General features: G+C 72.4%; 15 protein-coding genes. 6 read left to right on the plus strand and 9 right to left on the minus strand.

Annotation, left to right across the window (positions count from 1 at the left end; all coding sequences use genetic code 11):
* Positions 1-4: 4 nt before the first annotated feature.
* From alaS to ABZ479_RS36680, 3 genes are read right to left on the minus strand one after another with little or no spacing between them, the layout of a single operon-like run.
* On the minus strand, positions 5-2,674 hold the full coding sequence (alaS, locus tag ABZ479_RS36670) for an alanine--tRNA ligase (RefSeq protein ID WP_500465592.1): 2,670 nt from the start codon (positions 2,672-2,674) through the stop codon (positions 5-7).
* Positions 2,674-2,964, minus strand: coding sequence for a DUF6167 family protein (locus ABZ479_RS36675; protein WP_499603358.1), 291 nt, complete (start codon positions 2,962-2,964; stop codon positions 2,674-2,676). The genes alaS and ABZ479_RS36675 overlap by 1 nt, the downstream gene beginning before the upstream one ends.
* A gap of 5 nt (positions 2,965-2,969) precedes the next feature.
* The gene (locus ABZ479_RS36680) at positions 2,970-3,392 is read right to left on the minus strand and encodes a DUF948 domain-containing protein (protein ID WP_500465593.1); all 423 of its coding nucleotides are present in this window, start codon (positions 3,390-3,392) and stop codon (positions 2,970-2,972) included.
* Positions 3,393-3,565: 173 nt separating this feature from the next.
* Between ABZ479_RS36680 and ABZ479_RS36685 the strand changes: the two genes are divergently transcribed.
* Entirely contained in the window at positions 3,566-5,713 is a 2,148-nt protein-coding gene (locus tag ABZ479_RS36685) for an ATP-binding protein (RefSeq protein WP_500465594.1), read from the plus strand.
* A 106-nt stretch (positions 5,714-5,819) separates the two neighbouring features.
* Here the strand turns inward: ABZ479_RS36685 and rpsD are convergent, their stop codons facing one another.
* On the minus strand, positions 5,820-6,431 hold the full coding sequence (rpsD, locus tag ABZ479_RS36690; RefSeq protein ID WP_018564200.1) for a 30S ribosomal protein S4: 612 nt from the start codon (positions 6,429-6,431) through the stop codon (positions 5,820-5,822).
* Between the two features lie 199 nt (positions 6,432-6,630).
* Here rpsD and ABZ479_RS36695 point away from each other — a divergent pair, with 199 nt between their 5' ends.
* Entirely contained in the window at positions 6,631-7,347 is a 717-nt protein-coding gene (locus ABZ479_RS36695) for a DUF2470 domain-containing protein (RefSeq protein WP_500465602.1), read from the plus strand.
* A gap of 43 nt (positions 7,348-7,390) precedes the next feature.
* Here ABZ479_RS36695 and ABZ479_RS36700 read toward each other — a convergent pair whose 3' ends face one another.
* Positions 7,391-8,740, minus strand: coding sequence for a replication-associated recombination protein A (locus ABZ479_RS36700; RefSeq protein ID WP_431960594.1), 1,350 nt, complete (start codon positions 8,738-8,740; stop codon positions 7,391-7,393).
* Positions 8,741-8,783: 43 nt separating this feature from the next.
* Entirely contained in the window at positions 8,784-9,428 is a 645-nt protein-coding gene (locus ABZ479_RS36705; protein ID WP_500465595.1) for a vitamin K epoxide reductase family protein, read from the minus strand.
* A gap of 280 nt (positions 9,429-9,708) precedes the next feature.
* Here ABZ479_RS36705 and ABZ479_RS36710 point away from each other — a divergent pair, with 280 nt between their 5' ends.
* The gene (locus tag ABZ479_RS36710; protein WP_500465596.1) at positions 9,709-10,518 is read left to right on the plus strand and encodes an SAM-dependent methyltransferase; all 810 of its coding nucleotides are present in this window, start codon (positions 9,709-9,711) and stop codon (positions 10,516-10,518) included.
* The gene (locus tag ABZ479_RS36715) at positions 10,515-12,620 is read left to right on the plus strand and encodes a putative bifunctional diguanylate cyclase/phosphodiesterase (RefSeq protein ID WP_500465597.1); all 2,106 of its coding nucleotides are present in this window, start codon (positions 10,515-10,517) and stop codon (positions 12,618-12,620) included. Before ABZ479_RS36710 ends, ABZ479_RS36715 begins: the two co-directional genes overlap by 4 nt.
* A gap of 76 nt (positions 12,621-12,696) precedes the next feature.
* Here the strand turns inward: ABZ479_RS36715 and hisS are convergent, their stop codons facing one another.
* Positions 12,697-13,959: a histidine--tRNA ligase gene (gene hisS / locus ABZ479_RS36720; protein ID WP_500465598.1), complete on the minus strand. Its 1,263-nt coding sequence runs from the start codon at positions 13,957-13,959 to the stop codon at positions 12,697-12,699.
* 13 nt (positions 13,960-13,972) lie between these two features.
* A complete protein-coding gene (locus tag ABZ479_RS36725) occupies positions 13,973-14,689 on the minus strand; it encodes an MBL fold metallo-hydrolase (protein WP_499603365.1) in 717 nt (238 codons plus the stop codon).
* Between the two features lie 188 nt (positions 14,690-14,877).
* Between ABZ479_RS36725 and ABZ479_RS36730 the strand changes: the two genes are divergently transcribed.
* Positions 14,878-15,702 (plus strand): peptidylprolyl isomerase, encoded by an 825-nt coding sequence (locus ABZ479_RS36730; RefSeq protein WP_500465599.1) that lies wholly within the window; start codon positions 14,878-14,880, stop codon positions 15,700-15,702.
* A gap of 220 nt (positions 15,703-15,922) precedes the next feature.
* Positions 15,923-17,152, plus strand: a complete 1,230-nt coding sequence (locus ABZ479_RS36735; protein WP_500465600.1) for a DUF349 domain-containing protein — start codon at positions 15,923-15,925, stop codon at positions 17,150-17,152.
* Between the two features lie 75 nt (positions 17,153-17,227).
* On the opposite strand, the gene ABZ479_RS36740 is transcribed toward ABZ479_RS36735, so the two are convergent.
* Positions 17,228-19,696, minus strand: a complete 2,469-nt coding sequence (locus ABZ479_RS36740; RefSeq protein ID WP_500465601.1) for a RelA/SpoT family protein — start codon at positions 19,694-19,696, stop codon at positions 17,228-17,230.
* Positions 19,697-19,930 lie beyond the last annotated feature (234 nt).

Below are 19,930 nucleotides of genomic sequence, written 5' to 3' on the forward strand. Positions count from 1 at the left end.
GGCCTCAGACCGTCTCGGCGACCAGTCGCTGCACGGCGGCGACGGCCTCGCCGACCGCGTCCGCGTTCTGGCCTCCGCCCTGGGCGACGTCCGGCTTGCCGCCGCCACCGCCGCCGAGGGTCTTGGCGGCGGCACGGACCAGCTCGCCGGCCTTCAGGCCGCGCTCACGCGCCGCCTCGTTGGTGGCGATGACGGTCAGCGGACGGTCACCCGCGACGGCGAACAGGGCCACGACGGCGGCGCGGCCGCCGCCGATCCGCTGGCGGACGTCCAGCACGAGCTTGCGCAGGTCGTCGGCGCCGGTTCCGTCCGGTACCTGGCCGGTGACCAGGGCCACGCCCTTGACGTCCTGGGCGGAGTCGGCGAGGCCGGCGGCGGCCTGCAGGACCTTCTCGGCGCGGAAGCGTTCGATCTCCTTCTCGGCCTCCTTGAGCTTGGCGAGCATGCCGGAGATCTTCTCCGGGAGCTCCTCCGGACGGCCCTTGACCAGCTGCTGGAGCTGGGCGACGACCGTGTGCTCGCGGGCGAGGAAGTTGTACGCGTCCACGCCGACCAGGGCCTCGACCCGGCGCACGCCCGAACCGATCGAGGACTCGCCGAGCAGCTTCACCAGACCCAGCTGCGCGGTGTTGTGGACGTGCGTGCCGCCGCAGAGCTCCTTGGAGTAGTCGCCGATCGTCACGACGCGCACCCGCTCGCCGTACTTCTCGCCGAACTCGGCGATGGCGCCCGCCTTCTTGGCCTCGTCGATGCTCATGATCTCGGCCGTGACGTCCAGCTCACGGGCGAGCACCGCGTTGATCTTCTGCTCGACGTCCGTCAGGACGCTGCCCGGCACGGCGGCCGGCGAGCCGAAGTCGAAGCGGAAGCGGCCCGGGGAGTTCTCGGAACCGGCCTGGGCGGCCGTGGGGCCGAGGGCGTCGCGCAGCGCCTGGTGGGTGAGGTGGGTGGCGCTGTGGGCGCGGGCGATGGCCCGGCGGCGGCCGAGGTCGATCCTGGCGAAGGCGCCGGAGCCGACCGTCACCTCGCCGACCTGGACGCTGCCCTTGTGCACGGTCACGCCCGGCACGGGCTGCTGCACGTCGCGGACCTCGATGACGGCGCCGGAGTCGGTGCGGATGCGGCCGGTGTCGGCGAGCTGGCCGCCGCCCTCGGCGTAGAAGGGGGTGCGGTCGAGGATGACCTCGACCTCGTCGCCCTCGTTGGCGGCCGGCGACGGCACGCCGTCGACCAGCAGGCCGACGACGCTGGCCTCGCCCTCGTTGTCGGTGTAGCCGGTGAAGAGGGTGCTGCCGGCCGCGTCGGCGATGGAGCGGTACGCCGACATGTCGACATGGCCGCTCTTCTTCACCAGGGCGTCCGCCTTGGCGCGGTCCCGCTGCTCCTTCATCAGGCGGCGGAAGCCGTCCTCGTCCACCGAAAGGCCCTGCTCGGCGGCCATTTCGAGGGTGAGGTCGATCGGGAAGCCCCAGGTGTCGTGGAGCAGGAAGGCCTTGTCGCCGGAGAGCACGCCGGAACCGGCGGACTTGGCCTCGGTGACGGCGGTGTCCAGCACATTGGTGCCGGCCTTCAGCGTCTTGAGGAAGCGGGTCTCCTCGGCGAGGGCGACCGTCTCGATGCGCTTGCGGTCCTCGACGAGCTCCGGGTACTGCTGGCCCATCGTCTTGATGACGGTGTCCACGAGTTCGCCGACCACCGCGTCCGCGGCGCCGAGCAGCCGCATGTTGCGGATGGCGCGGCGCATGATGCGGCGCAGCACGTAGCCGCGGCCCTCGTTGCCGGGGGTGACGCCGTCGCCGATGAGCATGACGGAGGTGCGCATGTGGTCGGCGACGACGCGCAGCGAGACGTCGGACTCGTGGGCGGCACCGTAGGCGACGCCGGTGAGTTCGGTGGCCTTGTCGATGACGGCCCGCAGGGTGTCGGTCTCGTACATGTTCTGCACGTCCTGCAGGATCATGGCGAGACGCTCGAGACCGAGGCCGGTGTCGATGTTCTTGGCGGGCAGGTCGCCGAGGATCGGGAACTCCTCCTTGCCGCTGCCCTCCCCGCGCTCGTACTGCATGAAGACCAGGTTCCAGATCTCCACGTACCGCTCGTCGTTGACGGCCGGGCCGCCCTCGACGCCGAACTCGGGGCCGCGGTCGTAGTTGATCTCGGAGCAGGGGCCGCAGGGGCCGGGGACGCCCATGGACCAGAAGTTGTCCTTCATGCCCAGGCGCTGGATGCGCTCGGCGGGCACGCCCACGACGTCGCGCCAGATCTGCTCGGCCTCGTCGTCGTCCTTGTAGACGGTGATCCACAGCCGCTCGGGGTCGAGGCCGTAACCGCCGTCCGCCACGGAGCTGGTGAGCAGCTCCCAGGCGAACTTGATGGCGCCTTCCTTGAAGTAGTCGCCGAAGGAGAAGTTGCCGCACATCTGGAAGAAGGTGCCGTGGCGCGTGGTCTTGCCGACCTCTTCGATGTCGGGCGTGCGGACGCACTTCTGCACGCTGGTGGCGCGCGGGAAGGGCGGCTTGACCTCGCCCAGGAAGTAGGGCTTGAACGGAACCATGCCCGCGGGCACCAGAAGGAGCGTCGGGTCGTCGGCGATGAGCGACGCCGAGGGCACGACGGTGTGCCCGCGCTCCTCGAAGAAACGCAGCCAGCGGCGGCGGATTTCTGCCGACTCCATCAGTGTTCGTCCTTCCGGTGGTGGTACGAGATCGCCGGCCGCGGGGCCGGCATGTCGAGGTCGGGGGCCGTGCGGCCCAGTGCGTCGTTCAGCTGGCCCTCGCGCTCGGCCATGCCGGCGCGGACGTCCTGCGCGAAGGTGCGCAGCCGGTCCCCGGCCTCCAGGGCCTTGTCGGCCGCCTTCGCCGCGAGGCTCTCGGGAGTCAGGCTGCGGATCTTGCGATGGACCTTGTTGGTGGCCCACACCCCGGCGGCGGCACCGGCGGTGAACCAGAAGGCACGACGGAACATGCGGGTCAGCCCCTTGGTTTACGGCTGCGGGCGGACGGGAGCGTCCGGCCGACGACCACGGTGCGCTTCTTGCCGGCGCCCTTGGTCTGGAGGGTGACCGCACGCCGCACGCCGTAACCGAAGGCCGCGACCTTCACGAGGGGGCCTCCGAAGGTGGAGGCGACGGTCGTGGACAGGGCGGAGGCGTTGGCGGTCACCTCGGCGACGTCGGAGGTGATGGTGTCCACGCGGGCCAGCTGGGCGTGCGCCTCGCGGACCGCCGCGGAGGCCTCGCCGAGCAGCGGCACGGCCTGGTCGGTCACCTCCGCCACCAGGCGGGTGGCCTGACGGAGCGCCTGGGCGAGCCGTACGAGTGCCACGGCGAGGAACGACACCAGGATCGCCCAGAAGACGGCCACGATGAGGCCGGCCACCTCTCCACCGGACACGTTGCCACTCCCTCGGATCCACCGCGCCAACCAGGTACCGATACAGATACCGACCTTATCGCGACGGGCAGCACGCTCCGTACCGCGTTGCGGGCCGGTGCCGCCCGCGACCGCCCCCTGGCCACGCGCCCGGATTGTACGTTCCGCTTATTTGACGATACCCTCCGTGACCCATGCGCCATGAGACGACGCCCGGCGAGCTGCCGTGCGAGCTGAACCACTTCGTCGGCCGGCGGCGCGAGCTCGACGACGTGGCCCGGCTGCTGGAGCGGGCCCGGATGGTGACGGTGACCGGCGTGGGCGGGGTCGGCAAGACCCGGCTCGCGCTGCGCGCGGCGGCCGGTCTGCGTGCCGGGTTCGCCGACGGGGTCCGGCTGGCCGGGCTCGGGGCCGTACGGGACCCGGGGCTGGTGGACCTCGCCGTGGCGCACGCGCTCGGCCTCACCGACCACACCACGCGCAGTCCGCGGGCCGTGATCGGCGCCTTCCTGGCCCGCCGCGAACTGCTGCTCGTCCTGGACTGCTGCGAGGGACAGGTGCAGGCGGCGGCCGAACTGGCCGACGCGCTGCTGCGCACGGCACCGGACCTGCGGGTACTGGCCACCAGCCGGCAGCCGCTGGGGGTGGCCGGCGAGCACATCGTGGCGCTGGAACCGCTGGCCGACGCCGACGAGGCGGTGGAGCTGTTCGCCGACCGGGCGGCCGCGGCGCTGCCGGGCTTCACCGTGGACGCGGGGAACCGGGCCGAGGTCGAGGAACTGTGCCGCCGCCTGGACGGCATCCCGCTGGCGCTGGAACTGGCGGCGGGCCGTGTGCGGGCACTGTCGGTGCGGCAGATGACCGGACGGCTGGACGACCGCTTCCGGTTGCTCACCCGGCGCGGCGGCACCGGCGGCCCCGAGCGGCACCGCGCGCTGCGTACGACGATCGGGTGGAGCCACGAGCTGTGCACCCCGCACGAACGGCTGCTGTGGGCACGGCTGTCGGTGTTCGCCGGGGACTTCGACCTCGAAGCGGCGGAGTACGTGTGCGCGGGCGGTGAGGTGTCCTCCGAGGCCGTGGTGGACCTGCTGGCGGACCTCGTGGACAAGTCGGTGGTGCTGCGCCGCGAGGTCGCGGGCGCGGTGCGCTACCTGCTGCTGGACACCGTTCGCGAGTACGGCCTGGGCTGGCTGCGCGGGCTGGACGAGGAACGGCGGCTGCGGACCCGGCACCGCGACTGGTACCTGGGCTTCGCCACCTGGGGCGAGATGGAGTGGTTCGGCGCGCGGCAGGAGGAGATCTCGGCCGGCACCGAGCGCGAACTGCCCAACCTGCGCGCCGCGCTGGAGTTCTCCCTCGAGGTCCCCGAGGAACTGCGGACCGGGCAGTACCTGGCGGCGAGCCTGTGGTTCTTCTGGGTCGGCTGCGGCCGGCTCGCCGAGGGCCGCTACTGGCTGGAGCGCGCGCTGGCGGCCGACCACGAGCCCACCGGGCAGCGGGCCAAGGCGCTGTGGGTGTGCGGTTACGTCTCGATCCTCCAGGGCGACGGGACCGCGGCGCTCGGCATGCTCTACGAGTGCCGCGAGCAGGCGCTGGCCACCGGGGACGCGACGGCGGTGGCGTACGCGGTGCACCGCATGGGGTGCGGCGCACTGCTCAGCGACGACCTGCCGCGGGCCAGGGCGCTGTTCGAGGAGGCGCTGGGCCACTACCGGACGCTGGGCGAGCTCAACAGCAACGTGATCATGGCCGAGGTCGAGCTGGCGATGGCCGTGGCCTTCGACGGCGACCTGGAGGGCGGGATCGAGCTGTGCGACCACATCCGCGAGGTCTGCGAGGACCACGGGGAGCGCTGGGCGCTGGCGTACGCGCTCTACACGCGGGCGGTCATCGCCTGGTGGCAGGAGGACCCCGTGCTCGCCGCCGAGCTCGCGGCCGAGTGCGTGCGGATCAACCACACCTTCCGCGACATGGTGGGCATCGTGCTCGGCATCGAACTGCTCGCCGTGCTGCGGGTCCCGGGGGACGCCCGGGAGGCGGCGGTGCTGCAGGGCGCGGCGGGCGGCATCTGGCGGCTGGTCGGGCTCCCGGTCTTCGGGTCACGCCACTTCGGCATCCCCCACCAGCGCTGCGAGGAACTGGCCCGCGCCGAGCTGGGCCGGGCCGGCTACGAGGCGGCGTACGCCGAGGGCGGTGCGCTGGACCTCGACGCCGCGGTCGCCAGGGCCCTGGCCGGGCTGCCCCCGACGCGCCCCGGGCGGCGGACGCCGCACGGCCCGGTCCCGCCCGCCGGCCCGCTGCCCGCCGGCGCGCCGCTCGGCCGGTCCGCCCAGGACTGAGCGCCGCGGGGCCGGGTAGCCCCCGGGTACGCGAAAGCCCCGGTGCCCCGCCGCGAGGGCGGGAGACCGGGGCTGACGTGCGTGCGCGTGCCGGGTGCGGCAGGCGTCAGCGAGCGTAGTACTCGACGACGAGCTGCTCGTCGCAGATCACGGGGACCTCACGACGGTTCGGCAGACGGTCCAGCCGGAAGGCCAGCGCCTGCAGGTTGACCTGCAGGTACTTCGGGGTCTCGCCCTCGCCGGCCCAGCCGCCCTCACGGGCGACCTGGAACGGGGTCTTGGCGCGGGAGCGCTCGCGGACCATCACGACGTCATCGGGGGTGACGCGGAAGGACGGCTTGTCGACCTTGTGGCCGTTGACCTCGATGTGGCCGTGGACGACCATCTGGCGGGCCTGGTAGATGGTGCGGGCCAGGCCGGCGCGCAGGACGAGGGCGTCCAGGCGGCGCTCGAGCTCGACGATCAGGGCCTCGCCGGTCTTGCCGCTGACCTTGCGGGCGCGGTCGTAGGCGCGGGCCATCTGGCGCTCGGAGATGTCGTACTGCGCACGCAGACGCTGCTTCTCCAGCAGTCGGACCTTGTAGTCACTGTTCTGCTTGCGGCCACGGCCGTGCTCGCCCGGCGGGTAGGGACGGGCCTCGAAGTACTTGACGGCCTTCGGCGTCAGGGCGATGCCGAGGGCGCGCGACTTCTTGACCTTGGGACGCGACTGGTTCACGTTTCCCAGACCTCCATGTAAGTTAGGTAAGCCTTACCTTAGCGAAGGAGATCGCATGTCTCGCCCAGGGAACACCACGCGCATCACGGACGTAACGGACGCCGCACAGGGCGCCGCCGACGCCATCGCGGGCGCCGACTTGACGGGGGTCCGATCAGCTCATGGTCAGCCGCGTCCCAGCGGGCATGAAATCGCCCGACTGCCGTCAGCAGCCGAGCGCACACGAACTCTCGTACAGAGTACCGCCTCCGCCATCCTGGTGATTCCCGGCCTGGTCCCCGACCTCCCCGAGCTCATGGTCCCCGAGGAACGGATCGTGGGCACCGACGGCGACCTCTTCCTGCTGTTCCCCGCGGAATCGCCCGCCGTGAGGGCCGCGACCCACGCCGAGGACGACGACCTCACCGCTGTGCTCGACATCACTGACGTCGCCCCGGTCGCGGTGCCCGGACGCATCCGCGGCCGCGCCTGGATCGCGGGCTGGATCACCGTCGCGCGCGACCTGCCGGCCCCGGCCGGGAAGGTGCGGCTGCGGCTGGAGGTCGGGGAGGCGTCGCTGGACGACCTGTGGGGCGCGGAGCAGGTGGAGCCGGACGAGTTCGCCGCCGCCCGCCCCGACCCGCTCGTCGACCACGAGGCCGAACTGCTGCAGCACCTGGCGGCCGCCCACGCCGACCAGGTGGGCTGGCTGTGCGCGCTCGCCGGTGACGCCGGAGCCTGCCGCAGCACGCCGGCCACCGCGGTGCCGCTCGCCCTGGACCGCTTCGGGCTGCGGGTGCGCTTCAGCGGCGCGGACGGCGTCTTCGACGCCCGCTTCGAGTTCCCCGAGCCCGTACGGGGCCACGCCGACCTGCACCGGGCGATGCACGCGCTCTTCGACGCCGCCGAGGAGGCGGCGGCCGGGCAGGGGCGCTGACCGGCCGCGCGGGAGCGCCGCGAGGCCGTACGCGGGCCGCGCGCTACTCCCCTGCCAGACGTTCCCTGACGCGCTCCAGCACGTCGGCGTAGCGGGCCTCGGCGCCGTAGCGGGTCGGCTCGTAGTAGCGCCGGCCGTGGATCTCGTCCGGTGCGTACTGCTGGGCGGCGATGGCACCCGGCAGGTCGTGCGGGTACTGGTAGCCCTTGCCGTGGCCGAGCTTGGCCGCGCCCTTGTAGTGGCTGTCGCGCAGGTGGGCGGGGACCGGGCCGGCCTTGCCCGCGCGCACGTCGGCGAGGGCGGCCCCGATGGCCGTCGTCGCCGCGTTGGACTTGGGGGCCAGGGCGAGCGCGATCGTGGCGTGGCTGAGGGTCAGCGCCGCCTCGGGGAAGCCGATCATCGCCACCGCCTGGGCCGCGGCGACCGCCGTGGGCAGCGCGGTCGGGTCGGCCAGGCCGATGTCCTCGCTGGCGGAGATCATCAGCCGGCGGGCGATGAACCGCGGGTCCTCCCCGGCCTCGATCATGCGGGCCAGGTAGTGCAGGGCGGCGTCGACGTCCGAGCCGCGGATGGACTTGATCAGCGCGCTGGCCACGTCGTAGTGCTGGTCGCCGTCGCGGTCGTACTTCACGGCGGCACGGTCGACGGTCTCCTCGAGGGTGCCCAGGGAGATCTCCGGCTCGCCCTTCGCCAGGGCCGCCCCCGCGCCCGCCTCCAGCGCCGTCAGCGCCCGGCGGGCGTCCCCGCCCGCGATCCGCAGCAGGTGCTCCTCGGTGTCCTCGGGCAGCGTGACCGCGCCCTTCAGGCCGCGCTCGTCGGTGAGCGCGCGGCGCAGCAGGCCGCGCAGGTCGTCGTCGGTCAGCGGCTCCAGGGTGAGCAGCAGGGACCGGGACAGCAGCGGGGAGATGATCGAGAAGTACGGGTTCTCGGTGGTGGCGGCGATCAGGGTGACCCAGCGGTTCTCGACGGCGGGCAGCAGCGAGTCCTGCTGGGCCTTGCTGAACCGGTGGATCTCGTCCAGGAAGAGCACGGTGTCGCGGCCGTAGCCGCCGGACTCGCGCTTGGCGCTCTCGATGACCGCGCGGACCTCCTTGACGCCCGCGGTGATCGCCGACAGCTCGACGAAGCGCTTGTTGGTGGCGTGGCTGACGACGTAGGCGAGGGTCGTCTTGCCGATGCCGGGCGGGCCCCAGAGGATCACCGAGGACGGCCCGGCCGGCCCGCCGCCGCCCTCGCCGACCAGGCGCCGCAACGGCGACCCGGGGCGGAGCAGATGGCCCTGCCCCACGACCTCGTCGAGGGTGCGCGGGCGCATCCGTACGGCCAGCGGGCTCCCTCCGGGCTCCCTCGACTGGCGTTCCTCTGCGGCGGCGGTGAACAGGTCGGGCTCCACGGCCAGAAAGCCTATGTCACCGCACCGACAGTCGGCGCCGCCGTCAGATCAGGGTGCTCCAGTACGTCCACCAGCGGGCCAGGATCGCCACCGCGATCACGCCGTACCAGAGCACCGGGACGACCCAGTGGAACTCCAGGACCAGGGAGCGGACCCGGGCCGGTGCCGGGATGACCTCGTGCTTGAGGTTGTGGACGAGGGTGTACCAGAACAGCGCGATGGTGACGACCCAGGCCAGCGAGCACCACAGGCACAGCGAGCCGATGCTGTACAGCGACTGGTACTGCAGCCACGTCACGAAGCAGACGCCGAAGAGCGTGCCGGCCTGCAGCCCGAGCCAGAACCAGCGGCGGTAGCGGGCCCCGGCGAACATCCCCACGGCGAGGGCGATGACGACGGGGTAGGCGACCATGCCGATCATCGGGTTGGGGAAGCCGAAGGCGTGCGCCTGCTCGCTCTTCATGATGTTGCCGCAGGAGATGATCGGGTTCAGGCTGCAGCCGGGGACGAAGTTCGGGTCCTCCAGCAGCTTGAACTTGTCGATCGTGATGACCCACGAGGCGAGCAGACCGAGCGCACCGCAGACGACGAGCAGCCAGCTGAAGGCCTTGCCCGCGCCGATGAGTCCGTCCGCGGACTCCTGGCTCCCGCTCTCGGTGCGAGCCGTGTCAACCGCCGTAGTCACCATGTCGCCGTTTCCGTGGGTCGGGGATGTGCCGCACTGCCCAACGCGTCGGACCCGCCGGAAGTGCCGGGTCCCATGGTGCCGTGTCACCCGCGCGAGCGACAACGGCCGGGCGGGGGGGCGAGATTCCGCCGCGTTGTGTACGTCCCCGATCGCTCTGTGTTATCGCCCCGCGGTCCGTAGTCCGGGAACCATCTCCGGCGAAAATGCGTAGATATGAGACATATAGGATTCTCAGTGGACCCGTACTTCCGAGGAACGCTCAGACGGGGAGAGGTGCCGCATGCGTCGACCCGAGTGGGTGCCCGCAGGGACGGACGTCGAGACCCCCAACGCCGCCCGGGTCTACGACTACTACCTGGGCGGGTCCCACAACTTCGAGGCCGATCGCGACATGGCGCGCCAGGCCATGGCGCTCTGGCCCGACCTGCCGGTGATCATGCGCGCCAACCGTGCCTTCCTGCGCCGCACGGTCCAGCACCTCGCCGCCCTGGGCATCACCCGCTTCCTGGACATCGGTTCCGGGATCCCGACCTTCGGCGCCGTGCACGAGGTGGCGCGGGCCGTCCGGCCGCAGGCGCGCGTGGTGTACGTGGACCTGGACCCGATCGCGGTGGCGCACAGCCGGCTGCTGCTCCAGGACGACCCGCTGAGCGCCATGGTGATGGCCGACATGACCGACACCGGCGACCTGCTCTCCCGGCCCGAGGTCACCGGCCTCCTCGCGCCCGGGGAACCGGTGGCCGTGCTGCTGGTCGCGATGCTCCACTTCGTCACCGACGCCGAGGACCCCGGCAAGATCGTGGGCGCACTGCGCGACGCCGTGCCGCCCGGCAGCCACCTGGTGCTCACCCACGCCTCCCGGGAGAGCCGCCCCGAGCAGGCGGACTCCCTGGCCGAGCTCTACGCCCGGCGCACCACGACACCCCTGGTCATGCGGACCAGGGAAGAGGTGACGGCGTTCTTCGACGGCTGGGAGCTGCTGCCGCCCGGGGTGGTCTGGCTGCCCGAGTGGCGGCCGGAGGACCCGGAGTCCGTGGGGCCCCATCCCGAACGGATGTCGGGCCTGGCCGGTGTGGGGCGGCGGTCGTGAGGGAGTCGCCGTCGGCCGTCGCGGGACCCGCCCCGGACTTCGCGGAGGCCTGGACCCGCCTGCTGCGCTCCGGGCCGGGGCTCGCGCTGCCCCCGCTGACGCTGCGCCGGGTGGCGGACACGACGGCGGGCCTGCTGGGGCGGGCGCTGGGCGAGCCCGCGTGCGACACCGCGCTCGCGGAACAGGCCGGCACGCTGCTGGTGGAGGCCCACTTCACCGACCCGGAGATCCTGGCGGCCGCCGTGGCGCTGCTGCAGGTCCAGCCGGCCGGACCCGGGCGGGTGCCGGCCGTGGCCGGCGCCTTCGCCTCCGGCTGGGCGGCCGCGCTGCGCGAGCGGACCCTGCGCGAGCAGGGGGCGATCCAGCGCGCCGCGTTCCGGGCCCGGGAGGACGCCGAGCGGGCCAGGAACGCCTCGGAGGCCCGCTTCCGCGCGCTGTTCGAGCACGCCGCGATCGGCATCGGCATCGCCGACGTGGACGGCACGATCGTGCAGTCCAACCAGGCGCTGCGGGAGCTGCTCGGGGCCCGCCCGGAGGAGTTGCGGGGCCGCCGGGTCACGGAACTGGTGCACCCCGAGGACGCCCCGGGCGTGTGGGAGGCGTACGAGGACCTGGTCAGGGGGCGCCGCGAGCGGTTCCAGTGCGACAAGCCGTACTACCGGCGCGACGGCGAGGTCGTGTGGACCCACCTGACGGTCTCGCTGATCCGCGACGAGCACGGGGAGCCCCGCTACCAGGTGGCGATGGTCGAGGACATCACCGACCGCTACCGCCTGCAGGAACGGCTGCGCCACCAGGCCACCCACGACCCGCTGACCGGGCTGCCCAACCGCACCGCCTTCTTCGAGCGGCTGGAGGGCCTGTTCGAACAGCCGCCGCCCGGTGCGCGCTTCGGCCTGTGCTACGTCGACCTCGACGGCTTCAAGGTCGTCAACGACAGCCTCGGTCACGAGACCGGCGACCGGCTGCTGACGGCCGTCGCGGAACGGCTGGACGCGGCGCTCGCCCCGCTGGGGCACCTGGTGGCCCGGCTCGGCGGGGACGAGTTCGTGGTGCTGCTGGAGGAGTGCCGCGGCGACCAGGAGGCGGTGGCCGTCGCCAAGCTCGTCCTGAGCACGTTCTCGCGGCCCTTCCTCGTGGGCGACCACCAGCTGACGATCGGCGCCAGCGTCGGGGTGCTGGCGCAGCGGGTCGCCGCCACGACCCCGGGGGCGGCGGTACGGGCGGCGGACCTGACGCTGTACCGCTCCAAGGAGGCGGGCCGGGGCCGCTGGACGCTCTTCGACCCCACACACAACGCGCGCGCCGTCAGCCGCTACGCCATCTCGGTCCGGCTGCCGGTGGCCCTGGACCGCGGGGAGTTCTTCGTCGACTACCAGCCGCTGTGCTCGCTGGCCGACGGCTCCCTGGTGGCGGTGGAGGCCCTGGTGCGGTGGCGGCACCCGCAGTTCGGGGTGCTGGGTCCCGACGAGTTCGTGGGGACGGCGGAGGAGACCGGGCTGATCATGCCGCTGGGCCGGTGGATCCTGGAACGCGCGGTGGGACAGGCGGCCGACTGGGTGCGGCGGTACGGGGAGGCGGCGCCGCAGATCAACGTCAACCTGGCGGTACGGCAGATCCGCAACCCGGGCCTGGTGCACGACGTCACGTCGATCCTGGACAGCACCGGCCTCGAACCAGGGCGGCTGGAGCTGGAGATCACCGAGAGCGCGGTGATCGGTCCCGAGGACGAGTCGCTGCGCGCCCTGCAGGCGATCGCCGACGCCGGGGTCTCGCTGGCCGTCGACGACTTCGGCACCGGCTGGTCGAACCTCGCCTACCTCAGGGACCTGCCGGTCTCCGGGCTGAAGATCGCCGGAGCGTTCGTCACGGACCCCCACCGCGCCGGGACGGACGACCCGGTCGGCTGGCGGATCGTCGGCGGACTGGTGTCGCTGGCGCACGCGCTCGGGCTCACGGTCACCGCCGAGGGCGTGGAGAGCGCCCAGCACGCCCGGCGGCTGCGCTCGCTGGGCTGCGACTGGGGGCAGGGCTGGTACTTCGGGCGGCCGGTGGGGCCGGAGCGGATCGCCCGGTGGATCGAGCGGGGCAACCCCGGCTGACCGGTGGTCGGGAGCGGACCCGCGGGGGGTGCGGCCGGCCGGTGGGGGCACCGGCCGGCCGAACCGCCCGAAGGGTTCAGGCGAGGCGCTCGCGCACGGCCGCGACGACGCCGTCGAGCGGCACGGCGTGCTGCTCGCCGCTCTCCAGGTCCTTCAGCTGCACGACGCCCTCGGCCAGGTCGCGTTCGCCCGCGACGATCGCGAGGCGGGCACCCGAGCGGTTGGCCGACTTCATCGCGTTCTTCAGGCCCTTGCCGCCGAAGGCGAAGTCCGTGGCGATCCCCGCCCGGCGCAGCCCGGTGACCGCGCCGAACAGCACCCGGCGTGCCTCCTCGCCCATCGGCACCGCGAACACCTGGGTGGCGGCGGGCAGTTCGAGCTCGATGCCCTCGGCCTTGAGGGCCAGCACCGTACGGTCCACGCCCAGCGCCCAGCCCACCGACGGCAGCTCGGGGCCGCCGATCATCTCGGACAGGCCGTCGTAGCGGCCGCCGCCGCCGACCGCGGACTGCGAGCCGAGGCCGCCGTGGACGAACTCGAAGGTGGTGCGGGTGTAGTAGTCCAGGCCGCGTACCAGCTTGGGGTCGTCCTCGAACTCCACGCCCGCCGCCGTCAGCAGCTCGCGCACCTGCTCGTGGTAGGCCTTGCACGCCTCGCACAGGTGGTCGCGCATCATCGGGGCGCCGACGAGCTGCTTCTGCACGCTCTCGCGCTTGTCGTCCAGGACGCGCAGCGGGTTGATCTCGATCCGCCGGCGGGTGTCCTCGTCGAGGTCGAGACCGCGCAGGAAGTCCTGGAGGGCGGCCCGGTAGACCGGACGGCACTCGCGGTCGCCCAGCGAGTTCAGCAGCAGGCGGAAGTTCCGCAGCCCGAGCGAGCGGTAGGCGTCCACGGCCAGGATGATCAACTCGGCGTCCAGCACCGGGTCCTCGGCGCCGATCGCCTCGGCGCCGACCTGGGAGAAGTGCCGGTAGCGCCCGGCCTGGGGCCGCTCGTAGCGGTAGTAGGAGCCGGAGTACCAGAGCTTGACCGGCAGGTTGCCGGCCTTGTGCAGGTTGGCCTCCAGCGCGGCGCGCAGCACGGAGGCGGTGCCCTCGGGACGCAGCGCGAGCTGCGTGCCGCCCTTGGTGGTGAGGGTGTACATCTCCTTGGTCACGATGTCGGTGGACTCGCCGACACCACGGGAGAAGAGCTCGACCTGCTCGAAGCCGGGGGTCTCGACGTAGCCGTAGCCGGCCCGCCGCAGCGGCGCCGCGAACGCCTCGCGGACCGCCAGGAACACGGCGGAATCGGGCGGCAGGAGGTCATAGGTGCCCTTGGGGGCCTGGAAGGTGCTCACAGGAGGTCTCTCGTCACATTCCTCGTCGCGGAGGGGACGGGTGGTCGTCGCCCCCGAGGCCGCGGGCCACCTCCGCGAGGTACGGATTGGTGGCGCGCTCACGGCCGATGGTCGTCTGGGGTCCGTGGCCGGACAGCACCACGGTCGAGTCGTCGAGCGGCAGGCACACACGGGCCAGCGACGCGTACAGCTCGTCCATGGAACCGCCGGGCAGATCGGTGCGGCCTACGGAGCCGGCGAACAGCAGGTCGCCGGAGAAGAACACCGAGGGGATCTCGGCCGTCTCCGGGAGCCTGAACGTCACCGACCCCTCGGTATGGCCGGGCGCGTGCGCCACGGACAGCTCGAGACCGGCGAGTTCCAGCGTGCTGCCGTCGGTGAGCACCTTCAGGTCGTCGGGCTCGCCGATGGTGAGTTCACCGAGCAGCTGCGCGCCGATCGAGCGGCCGAGGGCCTTCTCCGGGTCGTTCAGCATGTAGCGGTCCCGGGGGTGGATCCAGGCCGGGACGCCATGGGCCCCGCAGACCGGGACGACCGAGGCCGTGTGGTCGAGATGGCCGTGGGTGAGGATGACGGCGACGGGCTTGAGTCGGTGTTTGGCGAGCGTGTCCTCGACGCCCTGGGCCGCTTCGTGGCCCGGGTCGATGATCACGCACTCCTCACCGGCGGCGGGGGCGACCACGTAGCAGTTGGTGCCCCAGGCCCCGGCGGGGAACCCGGCAATGAGCACGTTCGTCCTTCTGTCGGCTGTCGTTCTCGGCAGGTCGTACCGCACCGTGGCGGCCCCACGAGCCTACCGGCGCGAACGCGGCCGTAGCGAACCAGTAACGTCGCTGGACGGGGGGCGCGCCGAACGCGAAGATCGGCGGCGTACTCACATTCGGACGCGACGAGCAGAAGGCATCGGGAGACGGCTCAGTGGTCACCAAGGATCAGCGGCGGCGCCAGCTCGCCCGTGACAAGTTCGAGCGGCAGCACGAGCGCCGTGTGCAGGCCCACCGCAAGACCGTGCGGCGCAACGCGGTGGTAGCCGCCGTGCTGGCCGTGGTCCTGGCGGCGGGCGCCACCGCGTGGGCGGCCGGCGCCTTCAGCTCGGACGCCAAGAAGGACGACGCGGCGGCCGCGGGGACGACCCCCAGCCCCGCGGAGACGAGCAAGGCGCCGGACCCGTGCGCCAAGCCCGCCGAGGGCGCCGTCGGAACGGAGCAGTGGAAGAAGGAGCCCGCGGTCACCGTCGACAGCGCGGCGAAGTACACCTTCACGCTGCAGACGACCTGCGGCGACATCGCGCTCGACCTCGACGCGAAGAACGCCCCGCACACGGTCAACTCCTTCGCGTTCCTGGCCGGCAAGGGCTTCTTCGACCACACCAAGTGCCACCGGCTCACCACCAGCGGCATCTACGTGCTGCAGTGCGGCGACCCGACGGGCCAGGGCACCGGCGGCCCCGGCTACACCATCCCGGACGAGAACCTGAAGGCCAAGGAGGTCGCCGGGGGCAGCTACCCGGCGGGCACGGTGGCCATGGCCAACACCGGCCAGGCGCACACCGGCGGCAGCCAGTTCTTCCTGGTCTACAAGGACAGCCCGCTGCCGCCGAACTACACCCCGTTCGGGACCATCGGCGCGGCCGGCATGAAGGTGCTGGGCAAGATCGCCGCCGCGGGCGAGTCGACCGGCGCCGGTGACGGCGCCCCGAACGCCACCGTGGTGATCGACAAGGCGACGGTCGCGAAGTCCTGACCGCCGTGTCCCGCACCCGCGGGTTAATTTCGCGGGTGCGGGATGCGGACAGCCGGGGCACCGGTCGCCTATGTTGGCGTTGTGTAGGGTGCCTGCTCCGACGGCTGCACCATGGATGTGAGCGGACCGTCGGACCGGTCCGGGCACGGCCCGGCCGAATGGAACTGTGGACGATGCCCGCGAGCCGTGCGACGGCCGGGCATCACGTGGAGGAGGCGCTGTGAGCAGCGACCCGTGGGGCCGCGTCGACGAGACGGGGACCGTGTACGTGCGTACGGCCGATGGCGAGCGTGAAGTCGGCTCGTGGCAGGCAGGCTCCCCTGAGGAGGCGCTGGCCTACTTCGAGCGGAAATACGAGGGCCTCGTCGTCGAGATCGGCCTCCTCGAACGCCGGGTGAAGACCACCGACCTGGCTCCCAAGGACGCGTTGACGGCCATCGAGCACCTGCGCGCCGCGGTGACCGAGGCGCACGCCGTGGGCGACCTGGCCGCGCTGGCCAAGCGGCTGGACGCGCTGACCGAGCAGGTCGACGCACGCCGTGAGGAGCGCAAGGTCGCCAAGGCCAAGGCCTCCGAGGAGGCCAGGACGGCCAAGGACGACCTGGTCACCGAGGCCGAGCAGCTGGCGCAGAGCGAGCAGTGGCGGGCCGCCGGCGAGCGGTTGCGCGCCCTGGTCGACATCTGGAAGGGCCTGCCCCGGCTGGACCGCAAGACCGACGACGAGCTGTGGCACCGCTTCAGCCACGCCCGTTCGGTCTTCTCCAAGCGGCGCAAGGCGCACTTCGCGGCGCTCGACGCGCAGCGCGAGGACGCCCGCCGCCGCAAGGAGAAGCTGGTGGAGGAGGCGCAGGCGCTCTCCGGCTCCACCGACTGGGGCCCGACGGCGGCGCGCTACCGCGAGCTGATGACCGACTGGAAGGCCGCCGGCCGCGCCCAGCGCGAGGCGGAGGACGACCTGTGGAACCGCTTCCGCGGCGCCCAGGACGTCTTCTTCGCGGCCCGCTCCGAGGTCTTCGCCGAGCGCGACACCGAGCAGCGCGAGAACCTCACGCTGAAGGAGGAGCTGGCCATCGAGGCCGAGAAGCTGCTCCCGGTCACCGACCTGAAGGCGGCGCGCGCGGCCTTCCGCGGCATCAACGAGCGCTGGGAGGCGATCGGCCACGTGCCGCGCGACGCCCGGCCGCGCATCGAGGGCCGCATGCACGCGGTGGAGCGCGCGATCCAGGAGGCCGAGGAGTCCGAGTGGCGCCGCACCAACCCGGAGGCGAGGGCGCGTGCCGCGGGCCTGACCGGGCAGTTGCAGGCGGCCGTCGACAAGCTGCGTGAGCAGATCGAGACGGCGCGGGCGGCGGGCAACACCTCCAGGGCCGAGAAGCTGCAGCGGGAGCTGGACGGGCGCCAGGCGCTGCTCGACCAGGCCCTCAAGTCGCTGGGCGAGTTCGGCGGCTGAGTCCCACCCCGGCTTCACCCGGACAACGGGGAAGGGCCCGTACGCGAGGCGTACGGGCCCTTCCCCGTGTCCGCGTCAGCGCTGGCGCGCCGACGTCACGCGGTACACGTCGTAGACGCCCTCGACGCCGCGGACGGCCTTCAGGACGTGTCCGAGGTGCTTGGGGTCGCCCATCTCGAAGGTGAAGCGCGAGGTGGCCACCCGGTCGCGGGAGGTCTGGACGGCGGCGGACAGGATATTGACGTGCTGGTCGGACAGGACCCGCGTGACGTCCGACAGCAGGCGGGAGCGGTCCAGCGCCTCGACCTGGATGGCGACCAGGAAGACCGAGGACTGGGTCGGCGCCCACTCGACGTCGATGATCCGCTCGGGCTGCTGCGAGAGCGACTCGACGTTCACGCAGTCGGCCCGGTGCACGGAGACGCCGTTGCCGCGGGTGACGAAGCCGATGATCGGGTCGCCCGGCACCGGGGTGCAGCAGCGGGACAGCTTGACCCAGACGTCCTTCTCGCCCTTGACGATCACACCCGGGTCGGCGGCCGAGCGCCGCTTGGTGCGGCTGCGCGAGGGGGTCGTGATCTCGGCGATGTCCTCGGTCGCGCCCTCCTCGCCGCCCAGCGCCTCGACGAGCTTGTGCACGACGGACTGCGCGGTGATGTGCCCCTCGCCGATCGCCGCGTAGAGCGCGGAGATGTCGGGGTAGCGCATCTCGTGGGCGAGCGTGACCAGCGAGTCGCCGGTGAGCACGCGCTGGATCGGCAGGTTCTGCTTGCGCATCGCGCGGGCGATGGCTTCCTTGCCCTGTTCGACGGCCTCCTCGCGGCGCTCCTTGGAGAACCAGGCGCGGATCTTGTTGCGGGCGCGCGGGGACTTGACGAAGCCGAGCCAGTCGCGGGACGGGCCGGCGCCCGCCGCCTTGGAGGTGAAGACCTCCACCGTGTCGCCGTTGTCGAGGGTCGACTCCAGCGGCACCAGGCGGCCGTTGACCCGCGCCCCTATCGTGCGGTGGCCGACCTCGGTGTGGACGGCGTACGCGAAGTCGACGGGCGTCGCACCGGCGGGCAGCGCGATGACGTCGCCCTTGGGGGTGAAGACGAAGACCTCGTTGCGGGACAGGTCGAAGCGCAGCGACTCCAGGAACTCGCCCGGGTCCTCGGTCTCCTTCTGCCAGTCGAGCAACTGCCGCAGCCACGCCATGTCGTTGACGGCGTCGTCCTTCTTGGCGGACTTCGGGCTGTCGGTGCGCACCTTGGAGGCGCCGGCGACGGCCTCCTGCTTGTACTTCCAGTGCGCCGCGATGCCGTACTCGGCGCGGCGGTGCATGTCGAAGGTGCGGATCTGGATCTCGACCGGCTTGCCGCTGGGCCCGATGACCGTCGTGTGGAGCGACTGGTACATGTTGAACTTGGGCATGGCGATGTAGTCCTTGAACCGCCCCGGCACCGGGTTCCACCGCGCGTGGATGGTGCCCAGCGCCGCGTAGCAGTCGCGGACGGTGTCTACCAGGACCCGGATGCCCACCAGGTCGTAGATCTCGGCGAAGTCCCGGCCCCGCACGATCATCTTCTGGTACACGCTGTAGTAGTGCTTCGGGCGGCCGGTGACGGTCGCCTTGATGCGGGCGGCGCGCAGGTCCTGCTGCACCTGGTCGGTGACGACCGCCAGGTACTCGTCCCGCTTGGGGGCGCGCTCGGCGACGAGCCGGACGATCTCGTCGTACATCTTGGGGTAGAGGATCGCGAAGGCGAGGTCCTCCAGCTCCCACTTGATGGTGTTCATGCCCAGCCGGTGCGCCAGCGGGGCGTAGATCTCCAGCGTCTCGCGGGCCTTCTTCTCCTGCTTCTCCCGCTTGAGGTACCGCATGGTGCGCATGTTGTGCAGGCGGTCGGCGAGCTTGATGACCAGCACCCGCGGGTCCTTCGCCATGGCGACGACCATCTTGCGCACGGTCTCGGCCTGCGCGGCCTCGCCGAACTTGACCTTGTCCAGCTTGGTGACGCCGTCCACCAGCAGGGCGACGGAGTCGCCGAAGTCGCGGCGCAGCGCGTCGAGGCCGTACTCGGTGTCCTCGACGGTGTCGTGCAGCAGCCCGGCCATCAGCGTCGCCGGGTCCATGCCGAGCTCGGCCAGGATCGTGGTGACGGCGAGCGGGTGCGTGATGTACGGGTCGCCGCTCTTGCGCTTCTGGCCCCGGTGCCAGCGCTCGGCGACCTGGTAGGCGCGCTCGATCTGGCGCAGCTGCGACGGGTCGCCCTTGGGGTCGTTGCTGCGCACTATGCGCAGCAGGGGCTCCAGGACCGGGTTGTACGGGCTGGAGCGCTGGACGCCGAGCCGGGCGAGGCGGGCGCGGACCCGGTTGGACGAGGTGGCGGGCCGGTTCGGGGCCACGCTCCCGGGAGTGCGTACGGGCCGGGCGACGGGGGTCGCCGGGGCGGCGGGAGCGGGCTTGGCGGCCTTGCCCTCCGCCGATGCGGCCTGCGCGGCGGGCGCGGCGGGAGGAGCCGCGGAGACGGAAGCCGCCTGCTTCCCGTCCGCTGCGGTCATCGGCTGAGCCTGCCTGGCCTCTTCTTGCAAGGGCACTCCTTCTGGTCCCCTCCCGGCCGGAGACGGGCGAGGAGGGAGGTTCCGAGACACCATGGTAGCGATCTGACCGGGTGAACCGCGTCCCGTCCGCCCCGTGGATACCCCGCAACGCCCGGAGGCGGGGGGGCCGCGCCGGGGCGGGGGGGGGGGGCGCCCCCCCGGCGCCCGCGGGGCTCGCGCCGGTCGGCCCGCCCC

The organism is Streptomyces sp. NPDC005722, assembly GCF_040630935.1.
Taxonomy (GTDB): domain Bacteria; phylum Actinomycetota; class Actinomycetes; order Streptomycetales; family Streptomycetaceae; genus Actinacidiphila.